Genomic DNA, 14,010 nt, shown 5'->3' on the forward strand with positions numbered 1-14,010 from the left:
AAAGAGCGGTTGGTTAAGATCTTTCGTCTCAACCGAGGCGCGCATTCTACAGCAGCCTCATTTGCTGTCAAGTGATTATTTTCAGAAGCTTTCGAAGAATTCTTCAACAACTTCAACCACTTGCGCTTCCGATCTCTCGTTAGCGGGAGGCGAATTCTACAGCGTTACACGCTGCCGTCAACACCTCTTTTTCTCCGCTTTCGACCGAGAGGATCGAAACGTTAATAGAGCCAAACTACACCGCTCTATCAACTCCTTCTGGGCTTCGATGAACTGAAGCAACCCGCTGTCGAATCTCGCATAACTCTTTGTTTACCAAGGAGTTTTCCGTTTCGACTGCGCCGGAAGTGGGGCGAATTATAGACTTTCAGAATCTGCCGTCAACACCTATTTTCACATTTCTGTCATATGCGTCAAAACCGCCCCAAAAACACGAAAGCCGGCCCAAAAGGGCCGGCTTTCAGCTCACCTTACAAGCTAGGGAAGGCGAACTGCGACGCTTCATGACTGGCCCGTTGCGGCCAGCGCTGGGTAATCGCCTTGCGACGGGTATAGAAACGCACCCCATCCGGCCCATAGGCATGCAAGTCGCCAAACAGCGAGCGCTTCCAGCCACCAAAGCTGTGATACGCCACCGGCACCGGCAGTGGAACGTTCACCCCCACCATGCCCACTTCGATTTCGTCACAGAACAAACGCGCCGCTTCACCGTCGCGGGTGAAGATGCAGGTGCCATTACCGTACTCGTGATCGTTGATCAGCTGCATCGCCTCTTCCAGGCTGCTCACCCGGACCACACACAGCACCGGCCCGAAGATCTCTTCCTTATAGATACGCATCTCAGACGTCACACGGTCAAACAGGCTGCCACCCAGGAAGAAGCCGTCTTCATGACCGGCAATACTCAAGCCACGACCATCAACCACCAACTCGGCACCCGACGCCACACCGTCTTCTATATAGCCGCTGACCTTATCCCGCGCCTGCCCCGTCACCAACGGCCCCATATCCAGGCCGCAGGACGTGCCCGCGCCAATCTTCAGCGCCTTGATCTGCGGCACCAGCTTGGCGATCAACGCATCCGCCACTTGGTCACCCACGCACACCGCCACCGAGATCGCCATGCAACGCTCACCGCAGGAGCCGTACGCCGCGCCCATCAAGGCACTGACTGCATTGTCCAGATCCGCATCCGGCATCAGCACCGCGTGGTTCTTCGCCCCGCCCAGTGCCTGCACGCGTTTACCGCGCTTGGTCGCTTCGGAATAGATGTACTCGGCAATCGGCGTAGAGCCCACAAAACTCAGCGCTTTCACCTCTGGCGCCTCGATCAACGCATCCACCGCGCCCTTGTCACCGTGCACAACGCTCAGCACGCCTTTAGGCAGACCGGCTTCCTGCAGCAATTGCGCGATCAGCAACGTCGAACTTGGATCACGCTCCGAAGGCTTGAGGATGAAACAGTTACCGCAAACGATCGCCAGCGGATACATCCACAACGGCACCATCGCCGGGAAGTTGAACGGCGTAATGCCGGCCACCACGCCCAACGGCTGGAAGTCCGACCAGGCATCAATGTTCGGCCCAACATTGCGGCTGTACTCACCCTTGAGAATTTCCGGCGCCGAGCACGCGTATTCCACGTTCTCGATCCCACGCTTCAGCTCACCCGCCGCGTCTTCCAACGTCTTGCCGTGTTCTTCGCTGATCAACTGCGAGATACGCGCTTCGTTCTGCTCCAGCAACTGCTTGAAACGGAACATCACCTGGGCACGCTTGGCCGGTGGCGTATTGCGCCAGGCCGGGAAGGCGGCCTTGGCCGAGTCGATCGCTCGCTGAATGGTTTCGCGACTGGCCAACGGCACCTGGTGGATCACCTGGCCGGTAGACGGGTTGTACACGTCGGCACTGCGACCGCTGTCGCTGACCATCTCACCGTTGATCAAATGCTGAATAAGGCTCATGCAGGGCTCCTGAAAAATTGTTCTATATAGAAGGAGAAATCAGTCGATCTTGTTCAGCACTTCGCCGACCGCATCGAACAGGCGATCCAGGTCCTGCGGCTTGCTGTTGAAGGTTGGCCCGAACTGCAGGGTGTCACCGCCAAAGCGCACGTAGAAACCGGCTTTCCACAAGGCCATACCGGCCTCGAATGGACGCACGATGGCATCGCCGTCACGCGGGGTGATCTGGATCGCACCGGCCAGGCCATAGTTACGAATGTCGATTACGTTCTTGCTGCCCTTCAACCCGTGCAGCGCATTCTCAAAGTGCGGGGCGACTTCAGCCACGCTCTGCACCAGGTTTTCCTTCTGCAACAGGTCCAGTGCCGCCAGGCCCGCCGCGCAGGCAACCGGGTGCGCCGAGTAGGTGTAGCCGTGCGGGAATTCCACCGCGTACTCCGGCGTCGCCTGGTTCATAAACGTGTGATAGATCTCGCTGCTGGCAATCACCGCGCCCATCGGGATCGCGCCGTTGGTGACTTGCTTGGCGATACACATCAGGTCCGGGGTCACGCCGAAGCTGTCGGCACCGAACATAGAGCCGGTACGGCCGAAACCGGTGATCACTTCGTCGAATACCAGCAGGATGTTGTGCTGGTCGCAGATCTCACGCAGACGCTTGAGGTAACCCTGTGGTGGCACCAGCACGCCAGCAGAGCCGGCCATCGGCTCGACAAACACCGCCGCGATGTTCGACGCGTCGTGCAACTCGATCAGCTTGAGCAGCTCATCGGCCAAGGCGATGCCGCCCAGTTCCGGCATGCCACGGGAAAAGGCATTGCTCGCCAGCAAGGTGTGGGGCAGATGGTCAACATCCATCATCGCCTGGCCAAACATCTTACGGTTGCCGTTAACACCGCCCAGGCTGGTACCGGCGATATTCACACCGTGATAACCACGGGCACGGCCAATCATCTTGGTCTTGGTGGCCTGGCCTTTCAGACGCCAGTAAGCCCGCACCATCTTCACCGCCGTATCGGCACACTCGGAGCCGGAGTCGGTGAAGAACACGTGGTTCAGGTTACCTGGGGTCAGGTCGGTAATCTTTTCCGCCAGCTGGAAGGACAACGGATGACCGTATTGGAAGCCCGGCGAGTAGTCCAGGGTGCCCAGTTGCTTGGCGACCGCTTCCTGGATTTCCTTTCGGGTGTGCCCGGCGCCGCACGTCCACAGGCCCGACAACGAGTCGTAGACCTTGCGGCCCTTGTCATCGGTCAACCAGCTGCCTTCAGCCGCCACGATCAGTCGCGGGTCACGCTGGAAGTTACGGTTGGCGGTGTAGGGCATCCAGTGCGCGTCCAACTTCAGTTGGCTGGCCAGGGACGAAGGGGCGTTTTCGGGCATGTTCATCAGCAAAACCTCGCAGGGCAAAAGGCAGCGTAGGGATTTGAAAGCGTTGTTGCAGCTAAATTGCCACGGGGATAAAGTCGGTGAAATCCAACTCTTATAACCTTCAGTCAGGCCTTCACTAAACTATGAGCAGTCGTCGACCCGATCCCCTGGCCCAAGTCAGCGACTTCGATATCCGTCTGCTGCGCATCTTTCGCAGCGTGGTGGAGTGCGGCGGCTTCTCGGCGGCGGAGACCGTGCTCGGCATCGGGCGCTCGGCCATCAGCCAGCAAATGAGCGATCTGGAGCAACGTCTCGGACTAAGACTGTGCCAACGCGGCCGCGCCGGCTTCTCCCTGACCGAAGAGGGCCGCGAGGTCTATCAATCCGCGCTGCAGCTATTAAGTGCGCTGGAAAGCTTCCGTACAGAGGTCAACGGCCTGCACCAGCACTTGCGCGGCGAACTGATCATCGGCCTCACCGACAACCTCGTCACCCTGCCCCATATGCGCATCACTCATGCCCTGGCGCAGTTAAAGGAACGCGGCCCGGACGTGCAGATCCAGATCCGCATGATCGCCCCCAACGAAGTCGAACAAGGTGTGCTCGACGGCCGCCTGCATGTCGGCGTGGTTCCCCAGGCAAGCGCCTTGTCCGGCCTGGAATACCAACCGCTGTACAGCGAACGCTCGCTGCTTTACTGCGCGGTCGGCCACCCACTGTTTTATGCCGACAACAAACAGTTGGACGACGAGCGCATCGACTCCCAGGACGCCATCGCCCCCACCTTCCGCTTGCCCGCCGAGATCCAGGCCCACTATCAGGCGCTCAACTGCACCGCCAGCGCCTCCGACCGCGAAGGCATGGCGTTCCTGATCCTCACCGGCCGCTACATCGGCTACCTGCCCGATCACTACGCCAGCCAGTGGGTGCAACAAGGCCGACTGCGCGCGCTGAAACCGGCTACGCGTTTTTACGATTTGAGCCTGGCATCGGTCACGCGCAAGGGCCGTCGCCCCCATTTGGTGCTGGAAAGCTTCCTCGAAAGTCTGGCGGCAACCCGCTAACGCGGGCTTTGCGCAAAAAGCTGAGCAACTGGACAGCTTTTTGCAAGGGCACAAGGACCTAGAACCGTCCGTCTCGAGTTTGCCCGCCATGCCACCAGATTCCTCCAGCCCCAGCGACCTGATCTACGGCCTCAACGACCGCCCCAAACCATTGCCCGCGATATTGGCTGCCTTGCAACATGTCCTGGCCGCCTTCGTCGGCATCATCACTCCACCGCTGATCATCGGTTCCACCCTGGGCCTTACCGCCCACCTGCCCTACCTGATCAGCATGGCATTGATGGTGTCCGGTGTCGGAACCTTCATCCAGGCGCGCAGGCCGTTTGGCATCGGCGCAGGGATGATCTGCCTGCAAGGCACCAGCTTTGCGTTTCTCGGTGCGGTGTTGTCGGCGGGTTTCCTGGTGAAGCAACGCGGCGGTAGCCCGGAAGACATCATGGCGATGATCTTCGGCGTGTGCTTTTTCGGTGCCGCCGTACAGATCGTGTTGAGCCGCTGCATAGGGCAACTGCGCAGGGTGATCACGCCGTTGGTGACCGGGATTGTCATTACCCTGATCGGTATCAGCCTGATCAAAGTCGGCATCACCGACCTCGGCGGCGGTTTCAACGCGCCCGACTTCGGCGCCCCCATCAATCTGGCGCTGGGCCTGTTCGTGGTATTGACGATCATCCTGCTCAACCGCTCGAACACCCCATGGGTGCGCCTCTCGGCCATCATCATCGGCCTGGCCCTCGGCAGCCTGGCGGCATGGTTCAGCGGCAAGCTGGTGCCGCAAGCCCTGCCCGATCTGCCCTTGATCAGCCTGCCAATCCCGTTTCGCTTCGGTTTCAACTTCGACTGGAGCGCCTTCCTACCTATCGCGCTGATTTATCTGATCAGCAGCATCGAAACGGTGGGTGACCTCACCGCCAACTGCATGATCGCCCGTGAGCCCATCAGCGGCCCTTCTTATATAAGCCGACTCAAGGGCGGCGTACTGGGAGACGGCGTGAGTTGCATGATCGCCGCCACGTTCAGCGCGTTCCCCAACACGACCTTTGCTCAGAACAACGGTGTGATCCAACTCACCGGCGTAGCCAGCCGTTACGTCGGCTTATATATAGGCGTGGTGCTGTTTTGCCTCGGCTTGTTTCCGCTGGTTGGCGCAGTGCTGCAGCAAATCCCCAAACCGGTACTCGGCGGCGCGACCCTGGTGATGTTCGGCAGCGTGGCCGCCGCCGGTGTGCGCATTCTCGCCCAGGCGCCACTTGACCGACGCAGCATGCTGATCATCGCCACCTCGCTTGGTGTCGGCCTGGGCATCGCCGCCCAACCCAACCTGCTGCACTTGATGCCGACCCTGGTGCAAAACCTGTTCGACTCGGCCATCACCAGCGGCGGGCTGACGGCCATCGTGTTGTGCCTGTTGTTGCCGGAAGCCAAAGGCACCACCGCTGCCGCAAACCACGCGCCGGAAAGCGACACGCTGGAATCGCTTTGACGGTTTTATTGCATCAGGACTTGTCTGAGGCTTGAGGGTGGGTTATCTGTGCACACGTCGTCTCTATCGATCAGCACGGAAACCTCCATGAGCCTCGAAGTTCCTGCCCACAGCAACCACGCCGGTAAACCCGCCAGCCGCATTCGGCAAAAGAACGAACAAGCGATTCTTCAAGCCGCTGAAGACGAGTTCGCGCGCCATGGCTACAAGGGCACCAGCATGAACACCATTGCTGCCAGTGCAGGGCTGCCGAAAGCCAACTTGCACTACTACTTCACCAATAAGCTGGGCCTGTATATCGCGGTGCTCAGCAATATCCTCGAACTGTGGGACAGCACCTTCAACGCGCTGACCGCCGAAGACGACCCGGCCGTGGCGCTCACCCGCTACATCCGCATCAAAATGGAATTCTCGCGGCGCCAACCGCAGGCTTCGCGGATCTTTGCGATGGAGATCATCAGTGGCGGCGAATGCCTGACCGAATATTTCAGCCAGGACTACCGCGCGTGGTTCAGCGGTCGTGCAGCGGTTTTCCAAGCCTGGATCGACGCCGGCAAAATGGACCCCATCGACCCCGTGCACCTGATATTCCTGCTGTGGGGCAGCACCCAGCACTACGCCGACTTCGCCACCCAGATCTGCCGCGTCACCGGTCGCACCAAGTTGACCAAGCAAGACATGGAAGACGCCGGCACCAACCTGATCCACATTATTCTCAAAGGCTGTGGCATCAAGCCGGCCCTCTGAAGAAGAGACTTATGCCTTTCATGCTCACCGGCCTTTGCGAGTTTCGTGAAGAAATACGCAAAAGCCGCTTTATCACCCTGGCCGCAGCAATCACCAGCCCGCAGGAAGCCCAGGCGTTTATCGAGCAACACAGTGACTTGAACGCCACGCACAACTGCTGGGCCTGGAAACTGGCCGATCAATACCGCACTAACGACGATGGCGAACCCGGCGGCACTGCCGGGCGACCGATTCTCGCGGCCATCGAAGCCCAGGGTTTTGATCAGGTCGTGGTACTGGTGATTCGCTGGTACGGCGGCATCCAACTGGGCACCGGCGGCCTGGCCCGCGCGTACGGCGGCGGCGCGAATAAATGCCTGCAAACCGCCGAGCGCATCGAGTTGATCAGCCGCGTGCCGCTGAGATGTGACTGTGGGTTCTCCGAGCTCAACCTGGTCAAGCTGCGCGTCGCCGAACTCGGCGGGCTGGTGGTGGAAGAAACCTTCACGGCCAATGGCGTCGAACTGCAACTGGCCCTGGGTGAAGCACATATCGAAACCCTGCAAACCCAGCTCGCCGACCTGAGCCGCGGGCGCATCCTGCTGCAACGCTGAAACTGCTAATGTTGCTCGCGACAATTCACTGAATCGCGTCTGAAAAGGAAGCTCTTCATGTCTACGCGTAAAACTGCACTGATCATCGGCGCCTCGCGCGGGCTGGGCCTTGGCCTGGTCAAGCAACTGCTGCAAGACGGCTGGGACGTGACCGCCACGGTCCGTGACCCGAACAAGGCCGATGCGCTGAAAGCCGTTGGCCCGGTACAGATCGAGAAGCTCGACATGGACGATCAGCAAGCCGTGATCGCCCTGAGCCAGCGCCTCAAGGACCGCACCTTCGACCTGCTGTTCGTCAACGCCGGCGTCAAAGGCCCGGCCAATCAGGAACCGGGCCACGCCACCCTGGCGGAAGTCGGCCAACTGTTTTTCACCAACGCCGTGGCGCCGATCAACCTGGCCCAGCGCTTTGTCGGACAGATCCGCAAAGACAGCGGCGTGCTGGCCTTCATGAGTTCGGTACTGGGCAGCGTGACAATCCCCGACGGTTCCGACCTGGCGCTGTACAAGGCCAGCAAGGCCGCACTCAACTCGATGACCAACAGCTTTATCACTCAGCTCGGTGATCATAAGCTGACGGTTCTGTCGCTGCACCCGGGCTGGGTGAAGACCGACATGGGCGGTGAAAACGCGCATATCGACGTCGACACCAGCGTGCGTGGCCTGGTGGATCAGGTGAATGCCTACACCGGCAAAGGCGGCCATCATTTCGTGGACTACAAGGGCGACACCATCGCCTGGTAAATGTCAGCGATCAAAATGTGGGAGGGGGCTTGCTCCCTCCCACATTTTGATCGCGTCCACTTTCCTACAGATAGACGAGATCCAGATCAACACGTAATCTACCCCCTCGCCTTCACCGGCAACCCTGGATCAGCAGACAGGGCAACACTGAGCTGGCAAACCTGAACCCATCATTCAGAGGAGCCGGCCAATGCCTGCGACCCGTATCTGGTTAAAAAACCCCCTCGCGATTTTCACTGCCAATGGCCTCGATGCCCGTGGTGGCCTGGTGCTGCAAGACGGTGTGATCACCGAAGTGCTGGGCTGGGGACGAGAACCCGCAGTGCCCTGTGCCCAAGTGTTCGACGCCCGCGAGCATGTAGTGCTTCCCGGGTTGATCAACACCCACCACCACTTCTATCAAACCCTGACCCGCGCCTGGGCACCGGTGGTCAATCAGCCGTTGTTCCCGTGGCTGAAAACCCTGTACCCGGTTTGGGCACGGCTGACCCCGGAAAAACTCGCCCTGGCCTCCAAAGTCGCCCTGGCCGAATTGCTGCTCTCGGGCTGCACCACTGCGGCCGATCACCACTACCTATTTCCCGATGGGTTGGAAAACGCCATCGACGTGCAAGTCGACACTGTGCGCGAACTCGGCATGCGCGCCATGCTCACCCGGGGTTCCATGAGCCTGGGCGAAGCCGACGGCGGCCTGCCACCACAGCAAACCGTGCAACAAGGCGCGGTGATTCTGGAAGATAGCCAACGCCTCATTCGCCAGTACCACGAACGCGGCGACGGCGCGCACATCCAGATCGCCCTGGCGCCCTGCTCGCCGTTCTCGGTCACCCCGGAAATCATGCAAGCCAGCGCCGAACTGGCCAACAGCCTCGATGTGCGCCTGCACACCCACCTGGCGGAAACCCTCGACGAAGAAGACTTCTGCCTGCAACGCTTCGGCCTGCGCACCGTGGATTACCTCGACAGTGTCGGCTGGCTCGGCCCGCGCACTTGGCTGGCCCATGGCATCCACCTCAACCCGGATGAAATTGCACGCCTCGGCGCCGCCGGCACCGGCATCTGCCACTGCCCAAGCTCGAATATGCGCCTGGCTTCCGGCATTTGCCCGACCCTCGACCTGCTCGCTGCCGGCGCGCCCATCGGCCTCGGCGTGGACGGCTCCGCCTCCAACGATGCCTCGAACATGATCCTGGAAACGCGCCAGGCCCTGTACATCCAGCGCCTGCGTTACGGCGCCGAAAAAATCACCCCCGAAGGCGTGCTGGGCTGGGCGACCAAGGGGTCGGCGCAATTGTTGGGGCGTAAGGATATTGGTGAACTGGCGGTCGGCAAACAGGCCGACCTGGCGCTGTTCAAACTCGATGAGCTGCGCTTCTCCGGCAGCCACGATCCGATTTCGGCGCTGTTGCTGTGCGGCGCCGACCGTGCGGACCGGGTGATGATCGGCGGCAAATGGCGGGTGATCGACGGCCAGGTCGAAGGCCTGGACCTCAAAGGCTTGATCGCCGATCACACCCAGGCGGCAAAACAGCTGATCGCCGGAACTTAAGCCAGACACCGTTCAAAATGTGGGAGGGGCGGTGCTTATAGGCCCAGCAGCGACAGCATGATAAAGGTCGCAAACAACACAAAATGGGTCATCCCTTCGATGGCGTTGGTTTCGCCATCGTTGAGGTTGATCGCGCTGACAATCAGCGTGATCAACACCATCACCGTTTGCACCGGCGTCATCGCCATCTGGAACGGCTGGCCGGTGTAGAGCGCCATGGCCTCCATCACCGGCACCGTCAGGATCACCGTCGACAACGACGCACCCAACGCGATGTTGACCACCGACTGCATGCGGTTAGCCAAGGCTGCGCGCAACGCGGTCAGAATTTCCGGTGCCGCAGAAATCGCAGCGACCACAATCGCCGTGATCACCGGCGGTGCGCCCGTACCTTCCAGGCCCAGGTCGAGAGTCTTGGACATCACCTCGGCCAGCGCGCCAATCACAATCACCCCAAACACCAACGTACCGATGGAAAACGCCAGGTTGACGGGGGCTGCCTCCGTTTCTTCCGGCTGTGTCTTGCGGCGTTTTTCCGGGTAGCTGTAGCTGAAGAAATAACTGTGCGGCCCCACCTGCATCCTCAGGAACAAGGTGTAGAGCACCACCATCGCGCCGATGGTAAAGGCCGAGTAGATTTTCCAGTCGGCCTCGGGGATAAATTCCGGCACCACCATCGACACCCCCATCGCCGTGAGGATCATCACGCTGTAGGTCCGCGCCGAATCATCGTTGTAGGACTGTTCGCCGTGCTTGATACCGCCCATCAGTGCGGCCAGGCCGAGGATGCCGTTGATATCCAGCATCACCGCCGAGTAGATAGTGTCCCGCACCAGCGTTGGCGACGGCTCGTTGCTCATCATGATCGCCAGGATCACCACTTCCACCAGCACGGCGGCGAGGGTCAGGATCATGGTGCCGTAGGGGTCGCCGACCTTTTCCGCCAGTTGCTCGGCATGGTGCGCAACGCGCATGGAGGCGACGACGATAAAGCCGATCAACGCCACGCCGGACAGCAGCGCGACCATTTGCCCGCTGTGCAGCATCCAGTGCTCCAGCGGGTAGGCGGCGATGGCGGCAATCAGCGCCAGCAGCATGTATTTTTCTTGCTTGAGGGATGTGAACATTGCGGGCCTTATCAAACGGTGAATCAGTCATTGATGGGGTACAGACTGCGCTACGCCGCTAACGTTTCGTTACACCTTAGTTCACGCAGCCCTTGCGCGAACAAAACGAATACTCTCCTGCTGGTCAGGTTTTGCCGATTATTTCAGCCATGGCCTGTAGAATGCCGCCATTGCACCTGATGAGATTTTAGAAATGTACGATTGGCTCAACGCCCTGCCCAAGGCTGAATTGCACCTGCACCTGGAAGGCTCGCTGGAGCCTGAGTTGCTGTTCGCCCTGGCCGAGCGCAACAAGATTGCGCTGCCGTGGAACGACGTCGAAACCCTGCGCAAGGCTTACGCCTTCAACAACCTGCAGGAATTTCTCGACCTGTATTACAAGGGCGCCGATGTGTTGCGCACCTCCCAGGACTTCTACGACCTGACCTGGGCCTACCTGCTGCGCTGCAAAGCCCAGAACGTGATCCACACCGAACCCTTCTTCGACCCACAAACCCACACCGACCGTGGCGTGCCGTTCGAAGTGGTGCTCAACGGCATCGCCGCTGCACTGAAAGATGGTGAGCAACAGCTGGGCATCACCAGCGGCCTGATCCTCAGCTTCCTGCGCCACTTGAGCGAAGCCGAAGCCGAGAAAACCCTCGACCAGGCGCTGCCGTTCCGCGACGCGTTTGTGGCCGTGGGCCTGGACAGTTCGGAAATGGGTCACCCGCCGAGCAAGTTCCAGCGCGTGTTCGACCGTGCCCGCCACGAAGGCTTCCTCACCGTGGCCCACGCCGGCGAAGAAGGCCCGCCGGAGTACATCTGGGAAGCCATCGACCTGCTGAAAATCCAGCGCATCGACCATGGCGTGCGCGCCATCGAAGACGAGCGCCTGATGCAGCGGATCATTGATGAGCAGATCCCGCTGACTGTGTGCCCGTTGTCTAACACCAAGCTTTGCGTGTTCGACGACATGGCCCAGCACAACATCCTCGACATGCTTGAGCGTGGTGTGAAGGTGACGGTGAACTCGGACGACCCGGCGTACTTCGGCGGTTACGTCACCGAGAACTTCCACGCGCTGTACACCTCGCTGGGCATGACCCAGGACCAGGCCAAACGCCTGGCGCAAAACAGCCTGGATGCGCGATTGGTCAAGCCATAACGAACGGTTTCACTGCAGGAGCGAGGCGGGCGGCTAGCCTCGTTCCTACAGGGTGAGTTCCTCCAGCGTCTTACCCTTCGTCTCCTTCCCAAACACCCACACCACCACCGCCGCCACCGCAAAACACAGCGCGCCCAAGGCAAACACCCCGCCCTGCCCGGTTATCGGGAACACCAGCCCGGTCACCAACGGCCCCAGCAACGAGCCCACCCGACCAATCGCCGAGGCAAACCCGGAACCGGTCGCACGCGCCGAGGTGGGATACAGCTCCGGCGTGTAGGTGTACAGCACCGCCCACATGCCAAACAGAAAGAACTGCATCAACAGCCCCGACGTGATCAGCAAACCCACATTGCCGCCAAACACCGCTGCTTGGCCGTAGAAAAACGCCATCACTGCGCCGCCGAGCAAGGTCACGACGCACACCGGCTTACGCCCCCAACGCTCCACCAGCCAGGCGGCCATCAAAAAGCCGGGAATCCCGCCCAGGGAAATGATCACGGTGTAATACACCGACTGGGTCACCGCAAAACCCGATTGCTGCAACAGGGCACTCAGCCACGAGGTCAGCCCGTAAAAACCGAGCAAGGCAAAGAACCACACACTCCAGATCATCATCGTGCGTTGGCGATACTGCGCCGACCACAGCTGCTGAAACGCCGAGAAAAAAGTCCCCGGCACACTCTCAACCCGTGGCAACGCAATCGGTTCCGGCAGGTCGGCGCGGCCCAGTGAGTCGCGAACCTTCTGCTCAATGCCCTGCAACACCTTGTCCGCCGCCTCATGCCGCCCGGCCTGTTCCAGCCAGCGCGGCGACTCCGGAATAAAAAACCGGATCGCCAACACAAACACCGCCGGCACCGCCAACACCAGGAAGATGTCGCGCCAGCCGATCACCGGCAGCAAAAAGTAGGACAGCACACCCGCCGCCACAAAACCCAACGGCCAGAAGCCATCCATCAAGGCGATATAGCGCCCGCGCCCCTTGGCCGGGATCAACTCCGACAGCATCGACTGCGCAATCGGAAACTCCATGCCCATGCCGATACCCAGCAGGATGCGAAACAGCGTCAGCGTCTCCACCGTCTGCGCGGTGGAACACAGGTAGCTGGCGATGCCCCACAGCACGATGCTCCACTGGAACACAGGCTTGCGGCCAAAACGATCCGCGAGCATCCCGGATAAAGACGCGCCCACCACCATGCCGAAAAAACTCGAACTGGCCAGCAGGCCGGCCTGGGCCGTACTCAGGCCAAACTCGGTTTTGATCGAGCCTAGAAGGAAGGTCATCATCGCCAGGTCCATGGAGTCGAAGAAAAACGCCAGGGCAATGATGATAAAAATGATTCGGTGGTAACCACTGATGGGCAACCGTTCCAGCCGTTCCGCTGCGCTATAGCCTTGCATACCCATGCCGCACCTCCTGTGTGGAAATCCCCTCAGCGAGTGTGCGGCATGGCTTTTCCCAATGATTGCTGGATGCGACCTGACTGAAACTCTGAACGACGCCAAACTGGACCAGGATCGCTAGGACGTGGCCAACCGGTTGATTTCCGCCAGCCCGGTATCGCTGACCAGCAACGCGCTGGACTCGTTGATCACGCTGAGCCAGTTCGACTGCAAAAACAGTTGCAACAGCCCGGCCCCCAACGCGCCGCCCAGGTGCGGCTGTTGCTGGCTCCAGTCGAAACAGTCGCACACCAGCGGCAATGACAGCGCCTGGGTAAAAATGCCCAGGCCCGCCAACTGCTGCGCGCCTTTGACGGTGACCTCGGTGCGCTGCTCACAGCGCTCGATCCACCCCACCTCCATCATTCGCTCGTACAGCCCCGCCGCGAGCTCGCCACCAAGGTGGCCGTGGCACAAGCGGGCACGGCGCAACAGCGGTGGCGCAACCAATGCCACCGGTAAGACATTCGGTGTACAGCGCACCGCACTGGCCATGGTGGTACTGGCCAAGGCGTCCACAGCGACACTGACATCGGCCGCTGCCACACGAAACAGCCGTTTGCCACGACGGGCCTCGACCCGCAGCAAACCGCTGCCGGTCAGCCGCGCCAAATGCGCATTGGCCGATGCCGGCGACAGCCCGGCGAGTGTGGCCAGTTCCTCCGAAGATTTGGCCGAACCGTCCATCAATGCCCAGAGCATTGCGGTGCGCTTGGGCTCGGCGAGCAAGTTGGCGATCTGACTGATGCAAGGTGCCTGTTCCATCGGTTCA

The 14,010-nt window shown here is 60.4% G+C and carries 12 protein-coding genes; 7 read left to right on the forward strand and 5 right to left on the reverse strand.

Annotation, left to right across the window (positions count from 1 at the left end):
• Positions 1 to 470 precede the first annotated feature (470 nt).
• Complete coding sequence (locus ACR52_RS08585) at positions 471 to 1,964, reverse strand: CoA-acylating methylmalonate-semialdehyde dehydrogenase (RefSeq protein WP_048723007.1); 1,494 nt, start codon at positions 1,962 to 1,964, stop codon at positions 471 to 473.
• A 39-nt stretch (positions 1,965 to 2,003) separates the two neighbouring features.
• On the reverse strand, positions 2,004 to 3,353 hold the full coding sequence (locus tag ACR52_RS08590; protein WP_048723009.1) for an aspartate aminotransferase family protein: 1,350 nt from the start codon (positions 3,351 to 3,353) through the stop codon (positions 2,004 to 2,006).
• Between the two features lie 125 nt (positions 3,354 to 3,478).
• On the opposite strand from ACR52_RS08590, the gene ACR52_RS08595 reads away from it, so the two are divergent.
• The 6 genes from ACR52_RS08595 to ACR52_RS08620 all read left to right on the forward strand — a co-directional run bounded on the left by ACR52_RS08595 (position 3,479) and on the right by ACR52_RS08620 (position 9,515).
• Positions 3,479 to 4,399: a LysR family transcriptional regulator gene (locus tag ACR52_RS08595; RefSeq protein ID WP_048723011.1), complete on the forward strand. Its 921-nt coding sequence runs from the start codon at positions 3,479 to 3,481 to the stop codon at positions 4,397 to 4,399.
• 88 nt (positions 4,400 to 4,487) lie between these two features.
• Complete coding sequence (locus ACR52_RS08600) at positions 4,488 to 5,882, forward strand: uracil-xanthine permease family protein (protein WP_048723013.1); 1,395 nt, start codon at positions 4,488 to 4,490, stop codon at positions 5,880 to 5,882.
• Between the two features lie 87 nt (positions 5,883 to 5,969).
• The gene (locus ACR52_RS08605; RefSeq protein ID WP_048723015.1) at positions 5,970 to 6,629 is read left to right on the forward strand and encodes a TetR/AcrR family transcriptional regulator; all 660 of its coding nucleotides are present in this window, start codon (positions 5,970 to 5,972) and stop codon (positions 6,627 to 6,629) included.
• An 11-nt stretch (positions 6,630 to 6,640) separates the two neighbouring features.
• Complete coding sequence (locus tag ACR52_RS08610) at positions 6,641 to 7,222, forward strand: IMPACT family protein (RefSeq protein ID WP_048723016.1); 582 nt, start codon at positions 6,641 to 6,643, stop codon at positions 7,220 to 7,222.
• A 57-nt stretch (positions 7,223 to 7,279) separates the two neighbouring features.
• Positions 7,280 to 7,966 carry an SDR family oxidoreductase gene (locus ACR52_RS08615; protein WP_048723018.1) on the forward strand — a complete coding sequence of 229 codons (687 nt, stop codon included), beginning with the start codon at positions 7,280 to 7,282 and terminating at the stop codon, positions 7,964 to 7,966.
• 190 nt (positions 7,967 to 8,156) lie between these two features.
• Complete coding sequence (locus tag ACR52_RS08620; RefSeq protein ID WP_048723019.1) at positions 8,157 to 9,515, forward strand: 8-oxoguanine deaminase; 1,359 nt, start codon at positions 8,157 to 8,159, stop codon at positions 9,513 to 9,515.
• Positions 9,516 to 9,550: 35 nt separating this feature from the next.
• Here ACR52_RS08620 and ACR52_RS08625 read toward each other — a convergent pair whose 3' ends face one another.
• Positions 9,551 to 10,642, reverse strand: coding sequence for a calcium:proton antiporter (locus ACR52_RS08625; RefSeq protein ID WP_048723021.1), 1,092 nt, complete (start codon positions 10,640 to 10,642; stop codon positions 9,551 to 9,553).
• 193 nt (positions 10,643 to 10,835) lie between these two features.
• On the opposite strand from ACR52_RS08625, the gene ACR52_RS08630 reads away from it, so the two are divergent.
• Entirely contained in the window at positions 10,836 to 11,789 is a 954-nt protein-coding gene (locus tag ACR52_RS08630) for an adenosine deaminase (protein ID WP_043051475.1), read from the forward strand.
• A 45-nt stretch (positions 11,790 to 11,834) separates the two neighbouring features.
• On the opposite strand, the gene ACR52_RS08635 is transcribed toward ACR52_RS08630, so the two are convergent.
• A complete protein-coding gene (locus tag ACR52_RS08635) occupies positions 11,835 to 13,202 on the reverse strand; it encodes an MFS transporter (protein ID WP_048723026.1) in 1,368 nt (455 codons plus the stop codon).
• Positions 13,203 to 13,316: 114 nt separating this feature from the next.
• A complete protein-coding gene (locus ACR52_RS08640) occupies positions 13,317 to 14,003 on the reverse strand; it encodes an ArsR/SmtB family transcription factor (protein WP_048723027.1) in 687 nt (228 codons plus the stop codon).
• Positions 14,004 to 14,010: the final 7 nt, after the last annotated feature.

The organism is Pseudomonas fildesensis, assembly GCF_001050345.1.
GTDB lineage: Bacteria > Pseudomonadota > Gammaproteobacteria > Pseudomonadales > Pseudomonadaceae > Aquipseudomonas > Aquipseudomonas fildesensis.